The organism is Pseudoalteromonas sp. SR41-4 (assembly GCF_014163985.1).
Lineage (GTDB): Bacteria > Pseudomonadota > Gammaproteobacteria > Enterobacterales > Alteromonadaceae > Pseudoalteromonas > Pseudoalteromonas rhizosphaerae.
The window spans coordinates 1-26,672 of the sequence record NZ_JACJEI010000045.1; the positions used below are offsets into that span (position 1 = coordinate 1).

Genomic DNA, 26,672 nt, shown 5'->3' on the forward strand with positions numbered 1-26,672 from the left:
CTTATTTAGGTGCTGGAAAACAGGAAAAGCTTATGATGAATCAAAATATTTAAAAGCACTAAAAGAGAAAGGTTCTCCTCTTTTAGTGGTAGAAAAAACTTGTTGAATGCCTCAGGGCGTGATGCAGTCATTCATGATCAACTCGTTTCTGCCCCAAAACGAGTTAACGTAAATACTCTAAGGGCGGCTTTGAGCGATAACCGGTCATTGAGGTTGGCTAAATATCGTAGATAATTAATTGGTCAAACTGCGCTTTGCACACATATTCATGAAAATGAGCCCTGAGCGCATATTAGTTCATTTAAAATTACCTGAAAATTTTAGAAAACTTTGTGATAGTAATACCTTAGATAATTTGTTAAAACTATAAAAAGTAGAAAAATGAGCGTTAAGTCAGCAGAAATATGCGCGATGAGCGGACTATTAAATGTTGAACTAAGCCGCTACGCGGAGATCCTATTCTGAACATTTGAGCCACACTTACCTTGGGGTTATCCCATAACTTGGAGGTAAGTCATGAATACACTCATTGAACAAGTCAAAACAGAAATAACCTATCGAGGTTATTCACAAAGTACATGTAAAAGCTACTGTGAGCATTTGCTTAAACTCAGCCATTACTTTAATAAACCGCTCGATTCGATTACTGATGACGAGCTTAACGCCTTTTTTAACGATCCCGCTATTCGTAAACTTTCTAGAGCAAGCCAAAAAGTACAGATAAACAGTATTTGGTTCTTGTTTAAGAATATTTTACATCGCCCACTGAACTTAGATATTGCACTGCCAAAAGCGAAATTGCGCGCACCCACGTATTTATCGCGTGATGATATGCAGCGGCTTATAGAAAGCTGCACTGACATGCGATTGAAAACGTTAATAGCGGTGTGTTATGGCTGTGGTTTACGTATTAACGAACTGCTACGCATTAAAGTGCAAGACATCGATGGACAGCGTAAAACTATTTTAATTGAACAAGGTAAAGGGGATAAATCACGTTACGTAGTTGTATCAGACAGTGTGCTGAATCAATTACGTTGTTACTGGAAAATGTATCACCCAACGGGTTGGATGTTTTACTCGCGATTGTTAATGGATAAACCGATGTCAGCATCGACCTTCAGGAAGCCATTGAGAAAACACGCACAAGCGTGTGGTTTAAAACACTGTAATCCACATGCACTACGCCATGCTTATGCAACACATCAACTTGAATCAGGTATGCCACTTCATCAACTGCAACACCAGCTTGGGCACAGTCATATTAAAACCACGCAAAGTTACTTACACTGGTTACCTGAGTTAGGGCATGGCGGCATTGATTTACTTGCAGGTTGGGCTAAACAATGAGCGCTTTGCATCTCGCTGATATTTTAAACTCAAATCTTGAGAATTATCGGCAACATCATACGATGAGCTATCAACAACTGCGTGTCTGTCAGCACCTGCAATCATGCAGAACGGGTCAGCTAGGTTACCAAGCATGGCAATGTGATAGCTGTGGTGAGTCGCAAAAGATTGGGTGTAGTTGTCGAGACCGCCATTGTCCACGTTGCCAAGGCATGGCCACGGCTAAATGGGTGCAAAAACAGCAGGAAGATTTATTACCGTGTCGGTATTTCCACCTTGTTTTTACGCTCCCTCATGAGTTGAATATCATTGCTCACTATAACCCAAATGCGTTGTATCAGTGTTTATTTAAAGCGACATGGCAAACGCTGAGTAAATTTGCGAAACGGAAAAAGCATGGCCAGTTAGGCATGACAAGCGTACTGCATACATGGGGGCAGAACTTAAGTCAGCATATCCACTTGCATTGTTTGATACCCGCAGGGGCGCTAAATGAAGCGCACTGGCATGAAATAGAAAAAGGCTATTTATACCCTGTAAAAGCGTTATCAACAGTCTTTAGAGGTAAAATGCTAGCGGAGCTTAATGAATGCGATAGTTCATTCGCGAAGATAAACACGCCAACAAAATGGTGCGTGTATAGTAAAGCCTGTTTAACATACAGTGAAAAGCTAGTGAGTTACCTTGCGCGTTATACCAGAAAAGGCGTGATGTCAGAATCACGATTCGTGTCAGCGAATGAGCAGTCAGTGAGCTTTAAATATCGTGATTATGCAGATAACAACCGTGATAAAGTCATGACACTGAACTGTGATGAATTTTTACGGCGTTACTTACAACATGTATTGCCGAAAGGGTTTATGCGCATTCGCCACTATGGCTTTTTAGCTAATGCATGTCGCAAGCGAAAGTTAGGGTTAATAAAGGCTCAAGCATCAATAACCCCATTCAAAGCGGTGAAGCCGAAGGCAGAGCAAGAACCATTAATACCGCATTGGCCTTGCCAGTCATGCAAGGCGGGTATCTTACGATTTATTGGCGTGATGAATTTAGAGGTGGCGACAAATAAAATAGCGCGAACGAGTTAGCAGTCTTGCTTGCTGCATCAAATCAATGAGTTAACCTGCTTAACTGCTCAGGCTAGTAGCGACTGCGCGTGAGAAAAAGATCATTGCTTAACGGTTAAACATTAGGTTTAATAGGCACATAATAAACGCTGAGTAGCACAGGGATTGCTTAGATACGATAGACACGCCAATGAAATTGGTTTGATATCACTTAGGCCATAAAAAACAAATTCCCATAGCATAAACAACACCAACTCTATACACCGAGCGGGTAGCGCCTCAGCCCAACAAGCGATTATGCAACACAAACTGCGTGTCGCATAAATACTAAAATGTTAGGCTCTCCACAACAAATGGAAATTAATGTGTCAAATAATATAGAAAGAAAAGCTCTTTTAGAGACTATATTAGGGTCTGAAGTTGTCGTTCCAACATCAAATATTCAAGGGACTCAAAATAGTGAGATTCTAAATATTGTATCAAGTGACCTTTTTTCATGTTTAAAAAACTACTTTGATACATCAGCGCCATTTTTTCAAACAAGTCTTCCACTTGAAAGAATCGTCAGGTACAAAGATGGAAGCTTTTCTTCAATGGAAAAATCGATGAAAGGTGGTTTTTCGCAACATCAAGGTTTCGATATTCTGAACGGGATGGATGTAGCGCAGCAATTGATGACATGTGTCATGCCTTTGCTAAATCAGAAGTTAACATCAATTTACTCTGATTTGATCAATCAAAATAATCATTACTTAAATCAAATTCAGGATCAATTTATTATTCCTGAAATAAGTAAATTGAAATCAATTGCGGAGTTTATTCAAGATGTATCTGAAGATATGCATCATATTTCCAAGTCAAATAATTTGAGTATTGCAACGCTCACAAATATCCAGCAACGTCGGATTGATTTAAAACAGATATTTCACACGTTTATAACACGTCTCGAGGGGGCAATAAACGCACAGTTTTTTGATCCTCAAAGCATCGCCAATAGCTACCTTATTGCTAGGTATGCTTTGTCTAACTATATCGTATCACTTGTTTTAGAGTGTATTGTTTCTGGAAATATTGATGACGATAGTGTTCAAAGGCTAGAAGAAAAAGTTGAAAAGTACTTCAACGAGTTAAACTATATCACTGGGAAACTTTCAAAAATCTTAGAAGATCGAAAATTTGCCAATGCTAATGAAATTAACAATATTAACTCTTTTTATCGCTGGTCTTACGATTATACAGCACAGAATCAAGTTAATAACTTATACAATCAAAATTATAATATCGATAATATTAAAAATAGTACTCTTTCATATTTTGATATTGATTTTGAAAAGCAGAGATTGAAAGAGTTTGTAAGTGCTCGTCATGACTTTATTAAAACCATAAGAATAACAGAATCATAAGCGTGGTTGTAAGCCTAACAAGGCGCTGCTACGGAAAATTTACTCGCTGGCGCTCGCAAATTTCCGCAGAGCGCGGCGTTAAATTTCTAAGCGGGAATCCTCAAGCATATGGCTAGACCAGCGAGAATTATCGTGCCAGACGAAAATGATCCAAAAGTTATCGAACTAGTGGGCAGATACGAGTTGGCATTGAAGAAAGAGTTTTGGGTATGTGTCGCCTTATTAATGGGTACGCTTATTATATTTGGTACTTTAAATTTTGTGCCATTCATGAAGCCTAGCTTCGAAACAGCTGGCTCGTGGCTTGAAAGGTCAGGTGCTTTAGTTGGCGTAATGGCAATGTTTATTGAGTTTCGTTCAAGGTATATCAGTAATCTATTAAATAATGCCGTACCCCAATTACCACCATCTTTATTTCAGCAGATATACCGTTATGCGAAGCATGAATCTATTATCCATAAAATAGTTCTTTTTCTTGGCGCGTCAGGCGCTGTTATCTGGAGTTATGGTTCCCCTATACTCACAGGTACACAAAGTTTATGGCAATAAGATTTAACAAACGCAATTACTCGGAACGCTTTAAGCTGTCTTCGTTTTTGCAAAGGGCCGCAAAAACGCAGCCATCTCAAATCGTCCGGTGTTGCGGGCGTTAAATTTCAAAGGGAAGTCAGGTGCAGCACGATACAGAGAAGTATAAACGTATTTTTGAAGCGATGTCTCCCGAAGAAGTTGAGGAGATAAATCGCCTGAACGATGATGAGCACCAAAGGCAGGCCGAGGCGTTCAAGGCCGGCTATGAAAAGGGTATTTGCTACCTCTGTAACAAACCTTTTAAAACCATTAGCAAAGATAATCCGTGCTTACACTGGCTACTACGGCAATGTAAATTTAAGAAAAAAGACTTTCCCAAAGTTTATGATAAATACGGCTATGGAAATATAGCTGCATTTGTCCGATGGTGTGCAAACCAAGAGCGTTTGCTTGGGAATATCAATGACCTTGAAGACGAAAGGTCAGATAGAAAAGTTTTATCATATACCGTTAAGTGGAAAAATATTGAATGGACGTTTGACTGTTCAAAGAATGATTTTCAAGGGCATCAAAAGACATCAATTGACTATCCTCATTACCACTTTCAAATGAGAATTGATGGTAGACAATTCATCAATTTCAACGATTTTCATGTTCCATTTACTGATCAAGACCTTTTCATATTGAAAAACAGTATGGAGCAAGGTTACTGGTTCAAGCAGAACTTTGGAGCAATTGGTTCAGGTATGCAGGATGCTGTAAGTGTCGAGTTAGGCGATATACTTGAGCATACCAGTCGTTCAAATAATGAAGATGAGACTACTTATCATTTTTCGACGATGATTGACGCAAGGGATAATCCGATTTCTGGTGAAGAAATATACGAAATACAGCAAGAAGCTGAACGAACAGGCAAGTCCTTCGCTTTAGTAGCGCAGAAGCGGTTAAAAGAGCGCGCAAACGTACAAACTGTTGTCAGCCCTGCCGACTCGATCCCGGACATTGCTTCTAGAACAGAGCATAAGCGAAGATGAATTTAACAAGCACATGCTGTTGGACTGGTTTTCCGCTGCGCTCCATACCACCCACAAATGCGGGCGTTACCAATGCCCGGTTATGGCACTTTAAAGTAGTTTGGCTTTGAGCGATAAGCAGACGCTAGTAAAAATTAAACTTAACCTGTTTTGAGGGTCGTATTCTAATTTTTCGTAAGCGTATAGCTAACGACACCTAGCTTTGCTTAATGTTCCAAGGTAGCAGTGGCTCAAGGTTATCTGGCTGCTCAGCAAGGCGCTGTAAGCAAGTAGAGATATAGTCATGCACCACAAGGTCATTTGCCTTTGCGGTTTATACCGAAAGAAAAACTATGCCGAACACATGCTGCCCAATTTCATAAGTGTGCTGGTATTACTGTCATTTGACTGTAAGGATCCAGTTTCTATTCGGCATAGTTTAATCCTAGAACTACAAGCTGGTGAGAAAACCTAACAACTTATCGCTCGGTTTATAGTGAAGATCACTGTGCTTATTAAATGGCGCTACTTTCGCTAATGCTGCTTCCTTCAGTGCCATATGAGCATGTAAGTATCTTTGTGTCGTTTGTGTAGATTCATGTCCAAGCCACATCGCTATTACCGTGGTATCAACACCTGCGCTAAGCAGCTCCATTGCTGCGGTGTGTCGAAGCACATGAGGTGTTACATGCTTCTGCTTCAGCGATGGACATTGAATACTGGCATTAGCAGCATGTTTCTTTACTAAATACTGCACACTGTCTGCACTAAGACGATTGCCGCGTATTGTTGGAAACAGTATATCCTCTTCCATACCAGGAAGCGCTAACAGCCAAGTTTTCATGATACGAACAGCAGGTTTGGTTAAAGGAGTACTTCTTTCTTTCCGACCTTTGCCAAGACATCGGACATGCGCCCCTTGGTCAAGAAATAGGGACGTACTATTGAGCCCGATGATTTCAGAAAGACGCAGCCCTGTCTGTAACGCTAAAAAAAGTAGAGCGTGATCACGATGGCCTATCCACGTCGTTTTATCCGGACTTGCCAGTAATGCCTCTATTTCCGTTCGCTCCAAGAAGTGGATCAGCCTCTGCTCATGTCGTTTACTAGGGATAACTAATACTCGCTGAATTTGTGCGCTATACCCAGGCTCTTCGTATTCTAAAAAGTGGAAAAATGAATGAATGGCAGTCAGACGTAAATTTCTTGTGCGAGCACTGATTACTCGGTGCTCTTCAAGATCATTAAGAAATGCGCTAACTAATTCTGCGTTGATATCTTCTAGCGTTAGCGCAGATGGCGCTTTCCCTAGCTGTTTTTTTGCAAACACCAATAGCAGTCGAAAGGTGTCTCGATAGGAGTATATCGTGTTGTGACTGACGCGTTTTTGATTGATTAAACGAATAGTAAACCAACGTTCAAGCAAGCACGGAAATGCGGTAGTGGCTTTCATAGTTCAGCCTCCAAACGTGTTTCTAAGCGACGCGCAGCAAGTTCCAGTAGCTCTGGACAGGCAGATAAATACCAATAGGTATCACGCACACAACTGTGACCGAGGTAAGTAGACAATTTTGGTAACAAGGTGTCTACCTTTTCTCCAGTTCTATACCATCGTAATAGCGTATTGACCGCAAAGCTATGTCTAAAATCATGGATCCGTGGTCCTGAGCTAGCATTTGGGGTACGTAATCCAATTTGTCGTGATAAACGTAAAAATACACGAGAAACATACTGCGGTAATAAACGGCCACCGCGCTCTGCTACCAAAAAGTACTCACTGCAAGGAGGGTTAATAAGTTCATCGCGACGGCGATCATACTCGACTAGAATACGCTGAGTACTTGCATGTATGGGAACGTAGCGTGATTTTCCAAACTTTGTATCGCGTACAGTGAGAATACAGTTCTCAAGATCTACATCTTGGCGTTTGAGAGTCAAAGCTTCGCTGATACGCAAGCCTGTTGTCGGTAAAAGACCAAAGAGGCAATGGTATGTCCAGCGCCTTAATTTGTTTACCGGTTTAAGAGCTAATGCGGCCTCCAACAATGCCTGTATCTCAATATCAGAGTAAATGTACGGTTTAGCAGAGCCGCTATAGGATAAAAGTCCAACCGGCGGTACCTCTGTGTGTATGTCCATTGTTTGCAAGTGCCGAGCAAACCCGCGAACATAGGCCAGTTTTATAGCCCAGCTAGCATTTTTTCCAGGCGATTGGGTTGCCCATTCAAGTGCAAGTTTGGTAGTGACAAAAGTACTACTGTACTGCTCCATAAACGTAACGAAGCCTTCTAAATCTCTAGCTGGTTGAATAAACTTGTGGCCCAGTCCGCGTCTAAGATCCACATATTCATGTAATATTTTACGTAAGGAGATCATTGTGCTACTCCCGGCCATGGCATGGCTAATGCTCTTAATCCATCAATATTAACTTTGGCATAAATACGTGTCGAATCATGGCTCTTATGGCGAAGTAGTTGACCAATTTCGGACAGTGAAGCACCTGCTTGAAGCAAGTTAGTTGCAAGGCTATGGCGAAAAATATGAGTCCCTTTATGCTTTAGTGTTAACTCAGCTCGCAGTAACGCTGCTTTAGCAATTTGTGAGATCCCAGCAGAGCTTGCAAACTGAGAATGTGGCGCCAATGAGCGTACAAAAACTGAACGGCTATCAGTCTTTGGCCGTGCGTTTTGTAAGTAATCTGATAGCGCCGCACCCACTTCAGGCAGCAAAGGCAAAGCAATAAGCGTTCGACCCTTTCCTCGAATGTTGAGGTTACCAGCATGCCAGTTGATGTCATCTAACTTCAACAGAGCTATTTCATTCGCCCTCAGTCCTAGCCGACTTAATAGCATAAGTACTGCGTAATCCCTTAAGCCAACGGCACTGCTCGTGTCGCAACTGTTCAGCACCTTTTGAATTTGGTTAGAAGATAGATGTTCTGGGAGGGTGGTTAGGCTCCATCTTCTGATACTAGGTACAGCAGAAGACAAATTGTAGGTTGTATACCCCTTATATAAAAGATACCTAGCGAACGCACGTAGTGTCCAACACATATTTTTTGCAGAGCTAGGGCTTTGGTCATGTGCGTGTTGCACTAGAAATTGCCTTACATCTTGTCCTCTTAAGCTTGAAAAGCATGAAACACCATCAGGGCAACACTGCCAAAGAAACTTCCTCAGTGGTATTCGATGTCTGATGACTGAAGTTTCACAAAGTCCATGATTTTGCATCAAATGCTGTTCAAAGTCCTGAATGATCTGCGACAGATGATCTAACACAATCGTTGCTGCTGCTGCTGTTGCATTGAGCGCTCTTAGCACTATAAGAAGTCTAATAAGAGCTGCGTGATCAGACAAAAAAGGATGTCGATTTTTTTGCCTAAATTTTTCATATTGTAGTACTGATGCTTCGTTAACATCAGTCACCTTATACTTTTTACTGGCTAACCATGCGCTATAATCAGCAGCAACTCTAATGTTACGAGCGCCACTCTGGTAGCAGTGACCTTCAGTAATTAGATGCTCTGCATAAGCCTTCATATAAACGCCCAAAGGGCCCGTATGAAGTCGCGCTATTGTTTTTTTACACTTGAAAAATGCCGAAACACTCATAATCCTTCTCCGTAAATTAATTATTAGAAGTCAGATCACACTATGCCGAAGCAATCATATGCAAGTATCTTTGTATTATAGGGTTCTAGCCAAGTGATTCGGCATAGTTTTTCTTTCGGTATAAACCGTGCAGTCCAACGGCTTAACGTCATTCGATTACATCATGCATAGCTTCAGCCAGAGCCAGACATCGAATGCTTATTGCCTTGGAACATCAATATCTAGGTGGAGATCACCGGACGGTTACATTTAACTTATAAGCTTGTGGCAAAAAAGATTAACTACTACAGGCTTATTTCGGAATCGTGGAGAGCGATGGGATATAAGTATAAATTACATTTTTTTGTCAATTAATTTGCATTTACAAACCTAGTATATAAATTTAGAACAGGGTCATTTAAGTCTCTTACTACAATGTTTCTTATTTGTTTTAAAAGACCTTTTGAACTAAAGTGGTATGTGGATTATCGAGATAATAGAAATAGACGTTGTTACTAATTCTGGTAAAAAAGTTGGATTATAAATTGACTCGGAGAGTACATGTTTTCAAGTAATAACATACCACCTAGCATCCTTTTAGTTGATGACGACGCTAGCCAAATTACCATATTAAACAAGGCCCTTAATGCTATTGGGCAGGTTTTTTTCGAGCAGAATGGATTAGACGCTTTAGAGCAGGCAACTAAGATTCGCCCTGATGTTATCTTGTTAGATATAGACATGCCTGGTATGAATGGCCATCAGGTATTGGCACAGTTAAAAAACAACGAGTCGACTTGTAACATCCCCGTCATTTTTATTACTTCATACGACTCTGTCGAAGACCAGCTGCTGTGTTTAAGAGAAGGGGCGGTGGATTTTATTGCGAAACCCTTACAGCCTGATGTTGTCGCTGCTCGTGTGAGGACTCACTTAAAGCTACGCAATAGAGAACGTGAGTTAGTCGAAATTCACCAGCATGCTCAAGTGACGTTAGATGCAATAGGTAACTCAGTTATTACGACTGACAAGGATGCGCGAGTCACCTTCATGAACCCAGCTGCAGAGTTAATGACTGGAATGTCATTGAGTGATGCCATGGGATGTTTTATTGAAAAAGTGATGCCATTAAGAATAGGTCATGATGGCCCACCACATATTAACCCTGTGCGTATTTGTCTCCAAGAAAATAGAGTGGTTGGCATAGCACTCAACTGCCAGATGATGAAACAAAATGGCCATTGGATTTCGGTCGAAGACAGTGCCGCTCCGCTTATTTCACAAGACGGCGATGTCACTGGCTCAGTCATTGTATTTGATGATATTAATGAGTCCAGAGCAATGGCTCTAAAAATGTCCCATACCCTTCAATACGATCAACTGACTAACCTTCCAAATCGTTTTTTACTGATGGAACGCCTTAATACTAAGATTGCACGGTCACAAAAAAATAGCGCTAAAATTGGCTTAATTATGTTTGATATTAATCGCTTCAAACTCATCAATGAAGAATTTGGCTTTGAGTTTGGCGATGAGTTACTAAAAAAAATCGCTCAACGTATTAAGTCTCAGCTGCAGAATAATGAAACACTTAGCCGGCAAAATGCCGATGAATTTATGGTGTTGGTTCCTGAATTGGAGCGTCCAAGCGATTTAGCCAATTTGGCCGTCATGATCAGAGATCATGTGATGGGACTAACAGTTCTACAGCCTGAGATCCTTAATTTCTCCATCAGCATGGGGCTAAGTGTTTACCCTGATGATGCTGTTGATGCTCAATCCTTATTGCTGCATGCTGATGCCGCTTTACATAGAGCTAAAACTGACCCCATATATGATGGTTTCTGCTTTTACTCTGAAGAAATGGAATCGCGCTTTATCTCACGACGTCAACGCTATATGCAGCTTAAATCTGCCATTGCGGATAACAATGTCATCGCTTTATATCAGCCTATCGTGGATGTAGATACGGGATCTCTAAAGGCGGTTGAAGCGCTTATGCGTATCAAAGAGCAAGACGGTTCATTGATTCCCCCTATTGAGTTTATACCACTTGCGGAAGAAACCCGTTTGATCATTCCATTAGGAAAGAAAATGATTCAACTTGCCTTCGAGCAGTTGAAGCAATGGTGTAACGAAGGATTGGACATTCGAATGTGTCTCAATATCTCACCAATACAGTTTCTCGATCCGCACTTTGTTCCTTTCTTGCTAAAAGCGATTGATGACTATCAGGTCCGTCCAAAAATGATTGAATTAGAACTAACCGAAAGCCTAATGCTCGATAACTTACAGCAAGTGATTCGAGATATGGAACAACTGCGAATAATGGGGATATCCATTTCACTTGATGATTTCGGCACTGGCTTTTCTTGCCTAAGCTATCTGAAAGAGTTACCTGTTGACGTCTTAAAAATTGATAAATCGTTTGTCGCACAGCTTAGCATTGAAAAACCAGATGAAACTCTTGTTAAGACGATTACGACGCTAGCACAAAGTATGGGACTAAAATCAGTAGCGGAAGGCGTTGAGTCGCTAGATCAGGCGCTTCGACTCAAAGAGTTAGGCGTTTCCTATCTCCAAGGTTATTACTTTTCGAGACCCGTTACAGCCAATGAAGTAAGAGGCAGCTACGACCTATGACCATACAAAATAGTAAAAAATTGTTTTTTCTGACTTGTTGGCTACCACTACTGATTGGTGTTTTTATTACCTTAGTTGTCGCTTGGATTGTTGATTATAAAAATAATCATGACGTCAATTCATACACCAACAACCTAGCGGATAAAACCGAGAGCATTGTAGAGCAACGTTTCCAGCACTTTCAATATGGACTACGAGGTGCCAGAGGGGCGATTGTTACAGCTGGAGTTGATGGTATTACTCGCAAACAATTTGAGAAGTATAGCGGCACCCGTGATGTAGGAAGTGAATTTTCTGGGGCGCTTGGTTTTGGTTTCATTCGACGCGTACCCGTTGAACAAGAAAGCGATTTTCTTACACATGCCCGTGCAGATGGCGCGCCTGACTTTACCATTCGAGCCTTAACACCACATTACGGTGATCGATTTGTCATACAGTATATTTATCCAGCGGAAAAAAATAGCCAAGCAGTTGGGCTTGATATTGGATCAGAAGCCAACCGAAGATCAGCCGCGTTGGCGGCAGCTAGAGAGGATAAACCTCACTTAACAGCGCCTATTACCCTAGTACAAGCAAATAAAAAGCCGAGGAAAGGCGCACTGGTGCTTTTGCCAATCTATTCAGCTGACGCCGTTCTAAACACCGCAGAAGATCGGGAGTCAGCCGTTGTCGGCTGGTCTTACGCTCCATTAGTCATTGATGAGGTACTGGCAAATCTTGAGTCTTTAATCGGTCAAGCTTCAGTGAGCTTAACCAATCTAACAGAAGACGAACCTTTTTATCGTTCAAGTGATACGCAAGCATCTAGTTCCATGGAAAATGCCACGACTCGTACTATTTTTGTACTGGGGCAGCATTGGAAGATGGAGCTGACGCCGTCAACGCAAGCAGTCAACCAAATAAAGTCATTAGATGTCGGTTGGGTGATTTTTTTGGGGCTTGGGCTAACCTTTTTTGCTCTTTTTGTGATTAATTTATTACGAACAAATTCAACCACTATTGATCAAAGTAACGAGATTTATGAGCTGAGCTTAAAAAGTATTGCTGTTTTTTTCAAAAGCCCACAATTCAAGCGATCTTGCCCATTTGGGATACTGGTCATTGTTCTTATATTCTTGGTATTAGTCTGGTTCATTACACAAAGTCGCTTTACTGACGTGGCAAACAATTTGTTGGCAACAAACCAGTCTGTAATATCAAACCTCGACGAAGAAGCGAGCCACTATCGTCGAGATACTCTTTTCCTTGCTAACACACCACCAATACAGTTGTTAAAAACGTTATCAGTTAATAGTGATATAGATGTATCAAAAGAGAACCGTGTTCTTTTAAAACAGTCGGATGAAAGGCTAGAGGTCATTTTTAAAGCCTACATGTTATCCAATACGGATGTGTATCAAGTACGATTTATCGAAGCCAGTAATGGTTGGCAGGAACGAGTTAAAGTGCAGCGTAATAGCGAAGAGCTTGAAGCATTTGACAAAGAGTCACTCCAGTCTAAAGAAAATGAACCTTATATTGGTCAAACACTTAACGTTGGTCGGGGAAACGTTTTTCAATCTGATATTAATTTAAATCGCGAGTTTGGCAAAATAGAACAACCGATGAGACCTGTTTGGCGCTTTTCTACACCATTATTCTATTCTGATGGTCGCCCACTTGGCATCATCATTATCAATGTCAATGCTAATAGTTTTCTGAAAAAAGTCGCAAATAGCACGACATCCGAAACAAAGTTATACATTACCAATAACGAAGGTGGCTTTTTACGAAACCCTAATTCAGCAAAAGAATTTACATTCGAGAATGGTGACTCTTATCGGTGGCAGGATGAATTTCATCAAGTCGATCTACCCTATGGTTTAAACCGTTTTGATTTCACTGCTTTTAGTGGTCAGCAAGGCAATGTTTTTGCGAGTGAAAGTGATTTTTCATTAAGTGAGAATTCCAATGATAGGGTAATAAAAATATACGCAACCCTTTCCCAGTTCTTGGTTTTTCAAGACATGGCGATCGAAATCGGAAGTGTACTTGTTGCTCTCCTTTTGATCAGTCTGATTGGAGTCATTATTCAATATTGGGTGTGGCTGAGTGACAAAATACGTCAAAGAGAGACTTGGAACTTACAAATAGAATTGCAACGCAATAAAGAAATGACAAGATTTAAAGGGCTATTGGAATCGGCTCCTGATGCGACTTTTGTTATTGATGAATTAGGTATCATTCAGGTCGTTAATGCCCAAGCAGTGTATATGTTTGGCTATGATCGAGTTGAATTAGAAGGAAAAGAAATACAAAAACTATTACCAGAATACTCGAGACAAGTGAGTGAATCGAAATTAATCGATAGGATGTGGGATGATGATCAGGCCGTAGTCCAAGAAAGTAATAAACAAAGTATCGCGCAGAAGAGTAATGGTGACGAACTTCCCGTTGAGATAAGTTTAAGTGCCGTAAATCTAGACGAGCAAATCTTGGTGTCAGCCTCTGTGCGTAATATAAGTGAAAGGCTTCAAATTGAAGATCAACTTAGAAATGCGTTACACGATGCTGAACTCGCCACACAGGCCAAAAGTGCCTTTTTAGCGAATACTAGTCATGAGATTCGTACCCCACTTAATGCCATTATTGGTCTAGGCTATTTGTTGGCTGAGGAAAAATTAACAGAGGCGCAACACCAGCTAGTGTCGAAGATTCAGATTTCAGGAAAGTCTTTATTGGGAATAGTGAACGATGTACTGGATCTATCAAAGATAGAAGCGAACGAAATGGAGCTTGAAGCTCAGCCTGTCGAGTTACGAGAGTTGTGTGAAGAAGTTTCGAGTGTGTTTGCCATACAGGCAGAAGCAAAAAACTTAGAATTCCATTTTGACTTAGACCCAAAACTGCCATCTTGGGTGATCACGGACAGCACCAGATTACGTCAAATACTGGCCAATTTAATCAGTAACTCTCTTAAATTCACCACCATTGGTAAGATCTCAGTTAGTGCCAAAATTGAAGATACTGAGCAAGTATTGCCTGAAAACCATATTAACGTGCGGCTCACGGTGACAGACACGGGGATTGGTATATCACCCGAGGCCCAAGCCCGTTTATTCAAGCCATTTACTCAAGCCGATACCAGTACCACTCGTCGCTTTGGTGGTACAGGGTTAGGGCTATCTATCGTTCATCAATTGGTTAGTTTAATGGATGGGAAGATTGGTATTGAAAGTGCAGAGAATGTAGGCAGTCAATTCTGGGTGGATTTACCGCTAAGAGTTCAGACACTCGACGAAATTGCTGCGCAAGAAAACCAGAACCAAACGCTTTTTGTCCTGATTGCCGAAGATGACCCAATAGACGCTCAGCAGTTACGGAAAATGACACGGGCGCTGGGGTGGCGTTCTGAAGTGGTGAGTAATGGTGTTGAATTAGTCGATGCGTATCTTTCACGTCAAGCAAATAATCTGCGTCCACCAGACGCCATGATTTTGGATTGGCAAATGCCTCAAATGGATGGCATAGAGGCTATGAATTTGTTGGCGAACAAAATTGGGCGTGAAAACCTTCCTGCTGTGCTTATGGTGTCAGCACACGATAAAGAGGTTATTACAGCAAATGATTCAGAGCATTATGCAAGTGGTTTCTTATTGAAACCCGTTGATCCATCCTCGTTATTTAATGCGGTAAATGACGCTGTAACACTCAATACTGGTAATTCTGAGCGTGTACTGCAATCGACTCGTGCCGAAGCGATAGGAGCCAAGTGGTTACCTAATATGAGCTTGCTGGTTGTGGACGATAGCCCTGTCAATCTTATCGTTATCAGCCATGTATTGAAGCACAATGGTGCATTGGTACAGACGGCGAACAGTGGTGAGGAAGCATTAGTGTTATTAGAGGATTCATCTAACGACTACGATGCCGTATTGATGGATGTTCAAATGCCCGGTATTGATGGGCTAGAGACGACCGCACGCGTGAGGAACGGCCTAGGACTAACGTCATTGCCTATTATTGCACTGACTGCTGGAGCATTAGTTGAAGAGAGAAATCGTGCGCTGGCAGCTGGCATGAATGATTTTCTGACAAAACCTATTGATCCTTCAAAGTTAATTAATGTATTGCGCACTTTGGTAGAGGCCTATCGTGGCAAAGAAATTGCTATAGAATCTCTGCATTCGCGAGAGTCTGAAACCACTAATGAAACATCAGATGAAACAGATAATTGGCCAGTTATTACTGGACTAAACATTGATAAAGCGAAAAATATATTACTAGGAGATAAAGAACTTTTCTTGAGCACGCTTGATGGCTTACTACTTGAATATTCTAATCTAGCATTAGCACCAGAGAGTAGTATTGATGAACCAGATTCAGCGCCCTTGCGACTCGAAATGGCGTCTCAAGTACATAAATTGAGAAGTGTTTCTGGCATGGTTGGTGCGGAGAAAATACAGCAACTTGCCGCGCAAGCTGAAAAAATATTGCGTTCTGAAAATGATCCTGCGAAACAAGTATTAGAAGAACTCTCTCTTGCATTACAAGAGTTACACCAAGCCAGCTCTACTGTGCTATTGGCTTGGAAAGAAGAAAAACTAGATGCAGCGCCTTCTAAAGGCGATGCACCTAGGCTTCGGTTAGACACTGCGACTCATATTTTGGCTCTGCTAGAAGAACAAGATTTGAATGCTTTGGAAGAGTTTGATGAGCATAAAGAATCATTTCGAGATACTTTAGGAGATGAGCGCTTTGAGGAACTTCAAGCACATTTATCCAAGCTCAATTTTAAAGAAGCGATAAACATTATTTCTCCTCTTATAAACACTCTCAGGACAACTCATTAGTATGATAAAAACGAATCGCCCCCTTGCTGATATCTTAATTATTGATGATGACAATGCTGTTGTGATTGCTTTGAACAAAGCACTGAAAAAAATTGGTCGTATACGTTTTGCATCGGACGCGAAGCAAGCGTTTGCAATGATAGAAGAAAGGCATCCTGAATTGATTTTACTTGATGTGGAATTGCCAGATATTGTTGGTTTGGAAGTGTGCTCCATTCTAAAAAACGCTCCAGAAACAGAGAGTATCCCAATATTGTTTATTACGAGTCATACAGAACTGGGGTTTGAGGAAAAGGTGTTCGATGTAGGCGCTGCTGATTATATTGTTAAGCCCCTGAAGCCACGAGTGGTGGCTGCGCGTGTTCAAACACATCTAGATTACAGCCTAGCTATTCGGTTACTAGAGAAGCAAGCTCATACAGACAGCATGACAGGGCTTGCTAATAGACGTACGTTTGATGAACGGCTGATTGTAGAGCTGGAGCGTGCTCGTCGCGAACAAGAGCCGCTTACGGTGGTGCTTATTGATATTGATGAGTTCAAAAAATACAACGATCATTTTGGCCATATAGAAGGTGATGATTGTATTAAAAACATCGCATTGGCATTAGGTAGCTGTATGAAACGCTCTACCGATCTGGCTGCAAGATATGGAGGTGAAGAATTCGCTTTTATTCTGCCTAAAACCGATGTTGAAGGTGCCAATACATTACTTTCTGAAGTACTCAAATCCATACAGCAGTTAAACCTAACTCATTCGCCAGAAGCTAAATACGATGTTGTTACCATATCTATTGGCTATAGCACGGTGATACCAGGACAAAAGTACGTAAATGATTCGGACGACTGGGCAGTGGTTAAAGCCGCAGACCACGCGTTATATGAGTCAAAGCAAAATGGCCGAAATCAAGTTAGCTATGAACAGCTAGATACCGGAGCTTTTCAAGCTAAGTGTCGTTAGCTATACGCTTACCACTTACTTATGTCTACATTCCGTTTAAAAGTTTTATCGCTATCCCTGAGTTCTGCTTTAACTAATTCGGATACCTAAATGATAATCTTAGCCGTAATATTGAGATTAGTTATAGATTTTCGCTATGAGCTTGAAACAAGTCTGAATCTATTTTTAGTAAGTTTTCTAAGATCCATACTTAGCGTATGTAGAGCTTTTATGCATAGTTCAAATAGTTGTTGTAGCACTTCTGCAGCCTATTGATGAAATAGACTTTAGACCATAATGCGCGCTTGTTTTAGTCGTATTGTGCTTGCGATTAAATAATGGGGTAATCATCTTCTTAATATTTGAATACCCCTAATCAAGCCTGGGCTAGTGCAACTTACTTTACTAATGCAAATTTACGACCTGAGAGCATATCCTCAGGGTCCAATGCATTAGGGTTATACGATGAGCTTTTAATTATCTCATAGATTTCAATATCTTTAACATCTTGTTCAAAAGGGTTTTTTAACTCTAGTAACTCTTTGTCATTAAAAAAATCAAACTTATCATAAGCGGTAATAAAGTGTTTATTTTCAAGATACTCATTACAACTCAATGCTAATTTTAAAGCCTCCAACAGTAGATGTTTAAGTGCTCTACTTTCCCCTCTACAAGCTGCAAAAAGCGACATTGTGGTATGTTTACTTTCAAGCTTATGCAACTCATCAAATGGCATTTGCTTAGCTAACCCCATTAAATATTGGCGAAAGTACTTACTGTCACTCTTTAAGCTAAAGTATTCAAGTTTTCTTTTTCTAACTAAGCGAGAAGCCCATTGTGGTTCTTCAGCTATTTTTGCAGCCCAAGGCATACCAACTAGCACTATTGGCACTTTGGCTTCTTCACTAATAAACTTTAACCCATTTGCGATTTGTTGCCGCTCTTGTACGCTTTTAAACTCTATTAACTCCTGAAACTCATTAATAATGAGTAATTCAACCTCAGCTTTAATTAAGCTTTCTACAAGCTTTTTAGTGAGGTCTGTTTTGTAGCCTCGTTTTTTAATTTGACTACTTCCAAATAGCTCCAGATCTGCCAGCATTTGGATTAAAGTTGCATCTAAGCCTTTTCCTCTAGAGATACGGCTTATTAAGACTGGCATAGTGCTTCGGCTATAATTCTGTGTAGCTAGAACTCTTTTTTTGTAGTGATTAATAGTATGACTTTTTCCTACGCCTGTATCCCCAATTAATAGCATACACTGCTGATCTGAAAGAAATTTACGATTGAATCTTAGTTCATCAAAGTCATTAAAAATTGTTTTAATTTGAGGATGCATAACGATGCAATCGCTAAAGTTGCGCAATTGCTCTATCTGTATTTCTGTTAAGGCACTCATTCAAATGCCTCTAAGTCATCATCCCAATCATCAAAAGTATTGCTACTTATGTTTTTTTGCAATGAGGCTTCACTTTCTTCAGAAACTTTAATAGTTCCTTTGCCTGTATTACTTACATCAGCTATTTGAGCCTGCTTTTTAACAGCTGTAATCTTTGCTTTAGTTTTTGACTCAATAAAAGCTTCTTGTTCTTGCTTTACTCGCTCATGAATAGCCATGCGAGCTTTAGCTAAACCCAAACTATTTTTAGATTCCCTAATGATTTCTCTGTTAATTTTTTTTATTGTTTTATGCTCATAGACACTTAACCCATCCGTATAACCGGTAGGATCTGTACACGGTACTTCTAGGTAACTTTCTAACTCTTCTAAATAAACATAAATTTTTGAAATATCATCAGGGTCGACTTTAATCAGTTTTTTTAAAGTTTCTTTTGTTTGCGGATAATGCTTACGATAATCAGCTAAGGCCGTAGAGTCATACATTAGTTCTTGATATTTGATACCATTTCTCGATAATGTTCTTGAGTCTGATATTCGCATTAACATTGAAAAACGCGCTTCCTCCTCTTCATTCATAGTCAATGGTGGATAAACATCAAACCCTTGCTCCCATCGCTTAATTGGGATACGAGTTTCACGTGAGTTACTATCTTGGTGGTATACATCAACAATCCAGCGGTGAAATTCTTCTACAAACGTTGAAAAACGCATGATCGCATCTTTCTCAGGTTTATACTCTTCTTTTTCTAAAATATTTGAGAATGTTTTCCCAGGTAATTCTGGTAAGAAATATTCATTAATCACTCCAAAAAAGCGCTCTATAAACGGTTTTAACCAAGGCTTACGTACAGGGTTATATTGAATATTTATTCCTGCTGACTGACAAGCATGCTCTAAGTTTTTTGACCAAAACTCAGCACCATTATCTACTACTAAGTTTTCAAATTTACCAAAGCAAGGCCAATCATTTTGTAGTTGTATATTCAGAGCATCAAGTGACTTTGGCTTAATCGCATGAGCAATAGCCTTCGCTGCAGATACATACGAAGGAGATTTATAACTAAGATGAAACCCAAGAACACAGCCACTAAATACATCAATAAGTAATGTTAGGTAAGGTCTTCCTATAGGGATAAGTAACTCATCATCAAGTAGAATTAAATCAAGTGGGGTATGATCAATCTCTACACGCTCTAATATTCTTGTGGGGGGGACATGAGCAGCACAGTAAGCAAACCATTGGTCTGCCTTAAACTTTCCGTGTCTGGCTACAGCGACCGCGTATGGGGGGATTGCTTTGATTCTTTTATTAAAAGCAGTGTAAGACATAATTGGAATCTTGCCTTCAACAATATTCTCATTTTCAATAATAATTAGGTCTTTATAGTACTGGTATGCTGTTGCAATAGTAGGTCTTTTAGCATCTAAAAATCGTTCTAAAGCTTTATCAAAAAACTTATCATCCCCTTCGATACGCTTGGTTCTGTTTCCCATTTTATGATTTTTATCAGCTAGAGAGGCAATATTCCCGTTACTGTCGATGTATTTTTTACGCCAACGAGCAACAGTCCGCCAATTTGGCCGAATTTCCTCACTCCCTTTAAAAAGTTCATCTAAAATAGGATCTAAATTTCTTTGGGTCCAGCCACGTGAAAGTTTTTTATCTATAGAGCTTATTAGCTTATACCTTTCTAGCGCTTGGCTTTTCAAATCATCTGTAAAGGTATCCAGATCACGCCTGATTAAGTTGGCATCATCTAATTTAACATATTGTGTAGGTGTTTGTGGTTTGAGTGGCGCTACTGATTCATCAAATTCATCGAAAAAATCTGTCATGGTGTAACCCATAATGTTGGGTTATTAGTTAAATCATCACAGCCTAGGTCAGCTTCAATCAACCCTTTATGCATGAGCCCAAATAAAAAGGATCGTGTTTCACCTATTGGTAAACCGACCTGAGAGCTTATATCATTTAGCTTGATTGCTCCAGATTTATGAATAAAACTAAGTAGCTCATTTTGAATACCACTAACACCATAAATACCGGAATAACGGTGTAATAGTTTTAAGTTACTTAATATTGGATCTACCCTAATTTGCCTATCAGTTACTAGAACAAGGTCAATTCCCATTTTTAATGATGCATCTCGTCTAGCAGCAAATTTTGCTCTAAATAGTGGGGAAGCAATTTTAGAGTAAGGTTTATATTCGTGGTATTTTTGGGTTTTATTCGTATACGAAATCAGTGCATCAGGTGTGTAAGGTAAGCTTTTACCCATAAACTCATATTTAAAGCCTTTAGGCTGACTCCCAAAACTCTCTATCAAGTCGTTATATTCATGATGAAAACATGCATCAAACTCTAATGTACTTTCACACATGATTACACTACAGACTTTAGTGCTTGCAAATTTGAATACATTTTTATTAGGAGAAGGCTTTCTTAAGTTGCGTATATACATGAGTAAAATAACTATTTTTTATTTGCATTGTACACATACTATACAAACAAAAAATAGTTATGTCATACTATGATTTAATAAAAACACAACCACATGATAATAAAAGGGTTAATTTTTTAGCTCTATTTATATAAGAGATTTCATGTCAAACTATGGTTGTATTATGTCAAACTATAGTTGTATTATGTCAAGCTATGGTTTCAGCGACAAACAGCCAGCCTAATTCAGTGCTTAATTTAATTTCTATTTTTTAAAACAGTTAGGACTAGAACTGCAGTTACTTGATATAGGGTTAATACCATAAGATGCGGTGACACTACTTCTAGTAGGGTAGTCAATTCATAAGAGGTAATACTTTCCCACCTAACTGGGAACATAAGGGAAGTTACAACGAGCAAAGTGAAGGTGATACAAAGGCCCTTTAGCGCTATCTTTATATCTTGCCATGAGGGAATCATGCTTTGCATAACAACCACAGTAGTTAAGCCAATACCTAGATAACTTAGCGCATTTGTATCAATGTTTTTCTCTTGGTTATATACAATGAAAAGTATAGCAAAACCAAGAAGCAGGGGGGCGATGCCTACCAACATATTGGTAAGAGCGCCCACAAGTCCTCTGTGTGGTATGAATTGAACAAACCCCATTTTATTTTTATCTTTGAAGTTTGGTAAAAATTGCGTCTTTGTGACTTTTAGAAGTAGGATTTTTGCGAAAATGTAATGTGCAGCTTCGTGCAAAGGTACGCCAAGCGTAAATATTAGCTTGAGTAACCATGAAGATGAAGTTGACCTAATTTTTAATCTTAGAACAAAGTTAACCAAAACAAGTGTTACAAATAGGGTGATAGGGCTCAAATATCACCTAAAGTGTTCAAAACTCTTTGTTTAAGCACGTCATCTTCACAGAATGCCAATATAAAAAATGCACCAAAGAAATCCAAGATTTTTTCATAATCACTAATAGGTATTTCTCCACTTTCTATAAACTCAATCGCTATTGTGGCAAGCGAAAGCCTTTCATTAAAAGAGTCTGCATAAATAGAGAGACGTCCATTTAAGTAGGGATCTAGGTAGTTACTGTCTATCCCCATGTTTTTGCAGAACATTGCGGTCAGCAAGGTTATCATCCAATCTGAATCGAACTCCAACCATGCTTCGATTTCTAATTCTGTTATTTTTTCAATGTCATTTTGTGCAGCGGGTAAAGTAGCGGTGTTTTCGATTTTTAAGGCATCTATCAAAATAAATGCAAACTTTTCTAAAATCTTTTCTCTAATGGTAATTCCAACATAAATGCCTTGGTTTGTAAGCTCTATTGATTTAATAGGTGTGCTCTCCAGCCATGCTTCTATCCACTGCTGGTGGGTAGCATCTTGCTTATCAAAATCGAATTGCTTTAAAGTGTCAGTATACGCGATGTAGAGACTTGAACTATGAGGTTGTTTTAGTTGTTTTAATAAACAGGTAAACTTTTTTGTAAGCATGCTCAGATGATTTCCATATTTTATTTTAGTTTTTAGGCTCAAAAATCCTTTTACAAGCGCTTGTAATTGTAATGCATAATTCTACGTATAGGTCGAAATTTAAATCTGTTTCCGAACAAATCAAGCTCAACAAACCATTGAACTTGTTGATAAATAAAACAATTAATTGCAGGAATCATTTTTTAATTTCCTATATTTTATTTTGGTTTTAATACCATATATATTATTTCATTATAACTCAACTTTTTTGGTTTCAGTAATGGAATATCTGTAATTGGATGAACTTGAGGCTGGCAATTTAATGGTAAACAATATAAAACCCTGTAAAAACAACACCTTATGTCCAATACTAGGCAGTATCGGACTTAAGCGCCTGATTTAAAAGTATTTATTCACCCCTTGCCAGCTTTATGGCCTCGTGGCGTAAGGCTAATATAGAGCGTAAAATATCAACGTCGTTTAAAACATCTAATATGTCACGATTTGAACTTTCCTTAATTTGTTCCTTAAGCCAAAAGCTTGCTGCAGGATCACTTATAATTTGCTTCTCGATAAATTCTACATCGTCTAAATTAGTTGTTATGTTCATCATTTCCATAGTCCTTATTTACCAAATATTTAGTTAATTCATGAAGCTCTTTAAAAAAATTAGTCTTATCCAAACCATCAAATTTAACAACATGACGACCGTTTATAATGATGCGTGGAACCGTACTGAGCATACCTCTCGATGACATCAATCTTTGGTTTCCAAGAGTGAATTTGGCCACTTCGTTTGTTTTCGGGTTGTTATATAGCGCCCAAAAATCTGCATCATACTTTTCATCCACAACCTTGATTAACTTCTCCACTAACGATGGCGTAATTGTCACTTTCTCTTTGTGTATGGCCACAAATATTAAATCGACTAATGAATTACCAATCTCGGGATAAAGCTCATCACTAACAGCCATGACTTTAGATAAAGCTAAAAAACCATCAGGACTGGTTTTTGATATAATATCGACACTCACCCTTCTCTTGATCACACCCTTTGGCACAGTTCGGTAAATCTCATCTTGAAACGTGTTTAGATTTTCACAGGCCGGGCAAAAGAAACTCAGATATTCAATAAATGTTGGCTTGCCTGTTAATTTTGATGATGGATATGTATCGTAGTGCAGCCCTTCTTTGAAATCTGTCGCATTGGCTGGGTTAGCTGTCATTGCAGTTAATAATAAAACCCCTGCCGTTATGATCACTTTAAACATCATTTTCCTCGTTATGAATTATGTCTATGAAATCAATTATCCGTGTTCAGTTAGCTAATCTCAAAAGATAGAGATACCCAAAACCCCCTTTCTAAATAATTTTATTTCAAGTGGTAGCCTAAAAATCGAATATTGATATTGTGCATATAAATTAAGGGGGAATTTATGCATAAAATATTTTTCGATGGGGCATGTAATCCTAATCCTGGTCCTACCGGATGTGGGGCAGTTATATTTGATGGGCAAAACAATGTGGTCGCCGAGGTTTCAATATTTAATGGGCACGGTACTAACAACCAAGCGGAATACAGTGCGCTTATATATGCTTTAGAGAAAGCAATTGAGCTTGGCATCCGTAAAGCCACAGTGTATGGCGATTCAAAGTTAGTGATTAATCAGCTAAATGGAGTATGGAATTGTAATGACGCTGCCCTACGCATCCTTAATAAGCGGGCTATGAAGCTATGTTATGAGTTAGAGTTTATTGAATTATGTTGGATCAAGAGAATTAACAATAGTCATGCCGACAAGCTTAGTCAGGATGCATTAGAGGGAACTAGCCTTGCAGATAATCAAGTTAATACTAAAAGAGAGCAGCTTGATAGTGTTATTGATAGCAACAAAGGCAATAATAACCCGTCCAACGTCGTAGATATAAATGAACAGCGATTAAATGAAATAACTTCGGTTCATTACTACAAGGGAGTTGGATTTAGCGTTATACAAAACTCTAAATTATATGCTATCAATTTAAATCCCCTTTCCTGTTCATGCGCGAATTTAAAATGTGAGCATATAAATGCCGCTATTGCATATTCCCAAACGCAACAAATTCATAAAAGTGTATAAACCCATTCGGTAGCGTGAATTTTCGTTCTTTGTATTGTGTTCGTATTGAAACAAATCAAAGGCACAAAAAATGGGGATAGCTAAACTTATTGAAGAAGTAAGAGAATTTGGTGATTTTGAATTTTATCCAACATTAGATTCAGACATTGCATTAATAAAAAAACACATCGACTTGTTAGGCTACGACAAGCCCTATTCTGTGCTAGATATTGGTGTTGGTGATGGTCGTGTGCTTAATGCAATCGCACATGAATACGGTGAAAAGTATGCAATTGAAAAATCATTGCCTCTAATTCGAGCTTTACCCGCTGATATTATGATTGTTGGCACTGATTTCATGGCCCAGACGCTTATAGATATTGAAACATCAGTTATATTTTGCAACCCACCATTTACCCAGTACTCTGAGTTTGCCTCAAAAATTATCGCGGAATCTCTAGCACCGGACGTATATTTAATTTTGCCTACACACTGGAGTAATAACCAAGCTATAAAAGATGCATTGGCACGCCGTAAAGCAACCTTCACTATACTAGGTAACTCTGACTATCGTTCAGCAGACCGACCAGCACGATGCACCGCAGACGTCATTCATATAAGCTTATCTAGTTGTGCTTCACGACGATGGGATAGAGCCACCGTTGATGTAGACCCTTTTGCAGCATGGTTTTCAGATAACTTCGATATAGATGCACAAGGTAGTGCTGCAAGAAAAGCAGACTCGCTCCATCAGAATGTGCAACCTGATAAATTTGAAATAATAGCTGGTGGCGACCTAATAAGTACATTGGTAAGCCACTATGATGCCAGTTTAGAAAAGCTTATTATCACTTATAAAGGCTTAGAACATGTAGATGGAAGTATTTTAGATGAGCTTAACGTTTCGATCGACTCTATTTATGCTGCTATTAAACTTCGTATTAAATCTTTAAAAAACAAATACTGGAAAGAGCTATTTAATCGCTTTACTCCAATAACTGATAAGTTATGTACTAGCACTCGAGAAGAGATGCAAACCTTGTTGATGAAGAATGTTAACGTTGACTTCACGAAAGAAAATGCTTATGCCATAGCTGAATGGGCAGTAAAAAACGTGAATAAATACATAGACTCACAATTAGTATCTGTTTATGAGAGTTTAATTGGCGAGTCTAACATTACTTTGTATAAATCAAATCAACGAACATTTGGGCGCTCTGAATGGCTTTATAATAGAAAACCATCCGGGTTAGATAGATTTGCATTGGACTATCGAATAATTACAAGTAATTATGGCAATTTTGGCGGCTATTCATTTGATAGAATAAATGGGCTCTCAAAAAGTTCTGCAAACAAAATAGATGATCTAATTACTATTGCACACAACTTGGGCTTTGATACGCTAGGCCAAGAGCGAGCAAGTACCGTTGAAGAGTGGGAACCAGGTAAGCTTAGAACATTCCATTACTTCGATCACACTGCTCAAAAGAAAGTTGTATTATTCACTGCTCGGGCATATCAAAACGGTAATATACACCGCAAAATTAATCAGGGCTTTATAGCGCGCCTTAATGTCGAATTTGGTAGGTTACGAGGATGGATAAATACCCCAGAACAAGCGGCCGAAGAAATAGATGGTGTTGATATTGATTGTGCAAAGCAGGCTTTTCAGAGTAATTTAAAAATAAACGTGGGTACTCAGTTTTTAAAATTAAACTAACGTAATTGTGATTGAAGGGGCTTAACAAAATAAGTGTGATTACCAAGGGATTATGTCGGTCTAATTACCGAGCGACTTTGTCGTAAATAGCATATCAGCCAGTTGCTAAACTGGCTACCTTTTATGCCGATTCAGCCAGAGCATTAGATTTTTCGA

General features: G+C 39.3%; 20 protein-coding genes and 1 pseudogene. 10 read left to right on the top strand and 11 right to left on the bottom strand.

Annotated elements, in window-relative coordinates; genetic code table 11:
• Positions 1-516 precede the first annotated feature (516 nt).
• From H5180_RS21920 to H5180_RS21940, 5 genes are all read left to right on the top strand, one after another.
• Positions 517-1,350, top strand: coding sequence for a tyrosine-type recombinase/integrase (locus tag H5180_RS21920; protein ID WP_182759109.1), 834 nt, complete (start codon positions 517-519; stop codon positions 1,348-1,350).
• Positions 1,347-2,438 (top strand): IS91 family transposase, encoded by a 1,092-nt coding sequence (locus tag H5180_RS21925; RefSeq protein WP_182759110.1) that lies wholly within the window; start codon positions 1,347-1,349, stop codon positions 2,436-2,438. Before H5180_RS21920 ends, H5180_RS21925 begins: the two co-directional genes overlap by 4 nt.
• 344 nt (positions 2,439-2,782) lie before the next feature.
• On the top strand, positions 2,783-3,820 hold the full coding sequence (locus tag H5180_RS21930) for a hypothetical protein (RefSeq protein WP_182759111.1): 1,038 nt from the start codon (positions 2,783-2,785) through the stop codon (positions 3,818-3,820).
• Between the two features lie 108 nt (positions 3,821-3,928).
• Positions 3,929-4,369, top strand: coding sequence for a hypothetical protein (locus tag H5180_RS21935; RefSeq protein ID WP_182759112.1), 441 nt, complete (start codon positions 3,929-3,931; stop codon positions 4,367-4,369).
• Between the two features lie 122 nt (positions 4,370-4,491).
• Positions 4,492-5,385: a hypothetical protein gene (locus H5180_RS21940; RefSeq protein WP_182759113.1), complete on the top strand. Its 894-nt coding sequence runs from the start codon at positions 4,492-4,494 to the stop codon at positions 5,383-5,385.
• A 196-nt stretch (positions 5,386-5,581) separates the two neighbouring features.
• On the opposite strand, the pseudogene H5180_RS23785 reads toward H5180_RS21940, so the two are convergent.
• The 4 genes and pseudogenes from H5180_RS23785 to H5180_RS21955 all read right to left on the bottom strand — a co-directional run.
• A pseudogene (locus tag H5180_RS23785) lies at positions 5,582-5,686 on the bottom strand (hypothetical protein); the annotation flags it as partial.
• A 129-nt stretch (positions 5,687-5,815) separates the two neighbouring features.
• Positions 5,816-6,817, bottom strand: a complete 1,002-nt coding sequence (locus H5180_RS21945; RefSeq protein WP_024600953.1) for a tyrosine-type recombinase/integrase — start codon at positions 6,815-6,817, stop codon at positions 5,816-5,818.
• Positions 6,814-7,740, bottom strand: a complete 927-nt coding sequence (locus tag H5180_RS21950) for a tyrosine-type recombinase/integrase (RefSeq protein WP_024600954.1) — start codon at positions 7,738-7,740, stop codon at positions 6,814-6,816. Before H5180_RS21950 ends, H5180_RS21945 begins: the two co-directional genes overlap by 4 nt.
• Positions 7,737-8,903 carry a site-specific integrase gene (locus H5180_RS21955; RefSeq protein WP_182759114.1) on the bottom strand — a complete coding sequence of 389 codons (1,167 nt, stop codon included), beginning with the start codon at positions 8,901-8,903 and terminating at the stop codon, positions 7,737-7,739. Before H5180_RS21955 ends, H5180_RS21950 begins: the two co-directional genes overlap by 4 nt.
• A gap of 612 nt (positions 8,904-9,515) precedes the next feature.
• Between H5180_RS21955 and H5180_RS21960 the strand changes: the two genes are divergently transcribed.
• Genes H5180_RS21960 through H5180_RS21970 form a run of 3 tightly spaced genes read left to right on the top strand, consistent with a single transcriptional unit; the run spans position 9,516 to position 17,390 of the window.
• Entirely contained in the window at positions 9,516-11,597 is a 2,082-nt protein-coding gene (locus tag H5180_RS21960; protein WP_182759115.1) for an EAL domain-containing protein, read from the top strand.
• Positions 11,594-16,429: a CHASE domain-containing protein gene (locus tag H5180_RS21965; RefSeq protein ID WP_182759116.1), complete on the top strand. Its 4,836-nt coding sequence runs from the start codon at positions 11,594-11,596 to the stop codon at positions 16,427-16,429. Before H5180_RS21960 ends, H5180_RS21965 begins: the two co-directional genes overlap by 4 nt.
• A 1-nt stretch (position 16,430) precedes the next feature.
• Entirely contained in the window at positions 16,431-17,390 is a 960-nt protein-coding gene (locus H5180_RS21970) for a diguanylate cyclase (protein ID WP_182759117.1), read from the top strand.
• A 376-nt stretch (positions 17,391-17,766) separates the two neighbouring features.
• Here the strand turns inward: H5180_RS21970 and H5180_RS21975 are convergent, their stop codons facing one another.
• The 7 genes from H5180_RS21975 to H5180_RS22005 form a co-directional block, all read right to left on the bottom strand.
• Positions 17,767-18,768 carry a TniB family NTP-binding protein gene (locus H5180_RS21975; protein WP_182759118.1) on the bottom strand — a complete coding sequence of 334 codons (1,002 nt, stop codon included), beginning with the start codon at positions 18,766-18,768 and terminating at the stop codon, positions 17,767-17,769.
• Positions 18,765-20,606 (bottom strand): Mu transposase C-terminal domain-containing protein, encoded by a 1,842-nt coding sequence (locus H5180_RS21980; RefSeq protein ID WP_182759119.1) that lies wholly within the window; start codon positions 20,604-20,606, stop codon positions 18,765-18,767. Before H5180_RS21980 ends, H5180_RS21975 begins: the two co-directional genes overlap by 4 nt.
• Positions 20,603-21,151: a TnsA endonuclease N-terminal domain-containing protein gene (locus H5180_RS21985; protein ID WP_259399605.1), complete on the bottom strand. Its 549-nt coding sequence runs from the start codon at positions 21,149-21,151 to the stop codon at positions 20,603-20,605. The genes H5180_RS21980 and H5180_RS21985 overlap by 4 nt, the downstream gene beginning before the upstream one ends.
• A gap of 317 nt (positions 21,152-21,468) precedes the next feature.
• Positions 21,469-22,089 carry a hypothetical protein gene (locus H5180_RS21990; RefSeq protein ID WP_182759121.1) on the bottom strand — a complete coding sequence of 207 codons (621 nt, stop codon included), beginning with the start codon at positions 22,087-22,089 and terminating at the stop codon, positions 21,469-21,471.
• Positions 22,086-22,718, bottom strand: a complete 633-nt coding sequence (locus H5180_RS21995) for a hypothetical protein (RefSeq protein WP_182759122.1) — start codon at positions 22,716-22,718, stop codon at positions 22,086-22,088. The genes H5180_RS21990 and H5180_RS21995 overlap by 4 nt, the downstream gene beginning before the upstream one ends.
• 388 nt (positions 22,719-23,106) lie before the next feature.
• Positions 23,107-23,310, bottom strand: a complete 204-nt coding sequence (locus tag H5180_RS22000; protein WP_182759123.1) for a hypothetical protein — start codon at positions 23,308-23,310, stop codon at positions 23,107-23,109.
• Positions 23,291-23,971: a hypothetical protein gene (locus tag H5180_RS22005; protein ID WP_182759124.1), complete on the bottom strand. Its 681-nt coding sequence runs from the start codon at positions 23,969-23,971 to the stop codon at positions 23,291-23,293. Before H5180_RS22005 ends, H5180_RS22000 begins: the two co-directional genes overlap by 20 nt.
• Before the next feature lie 162 nt (positions 23,972-24,133).
• Between H5180_RS22005 and H5180_RS22010 the strand changes: the two genes are divergently transcribed.
• The gene (locus H5180_RS22010) at positions 24,134-24,817 is read left to right on the top strand and encodes a ribonuclease HI family protein (protein WP_182759125.1); all 684 of its coding nucleotides are present in this window, start codon (positions 24,134-24,136) and stop codon (positions 24,815-24,817) included.
• Between the two features lie 70 nt (positions 24,818-24,887).
• Positions 24,888-26,516 carry a DUF4942 domain-containing protein gene (locus H5180_RS22015; RefSeq protein WP_182759126.1) on the top strand — a complete coding sequence of 543 codons (1,629 nt, stop codon included), beginning with the start codon at positions 24,888-24,890 and terminating at the stop codon, positions 26,514-26,516.
• The last annotated feature ends 156 nt before the right edge of the window (positions 26,517-26,672 follow it).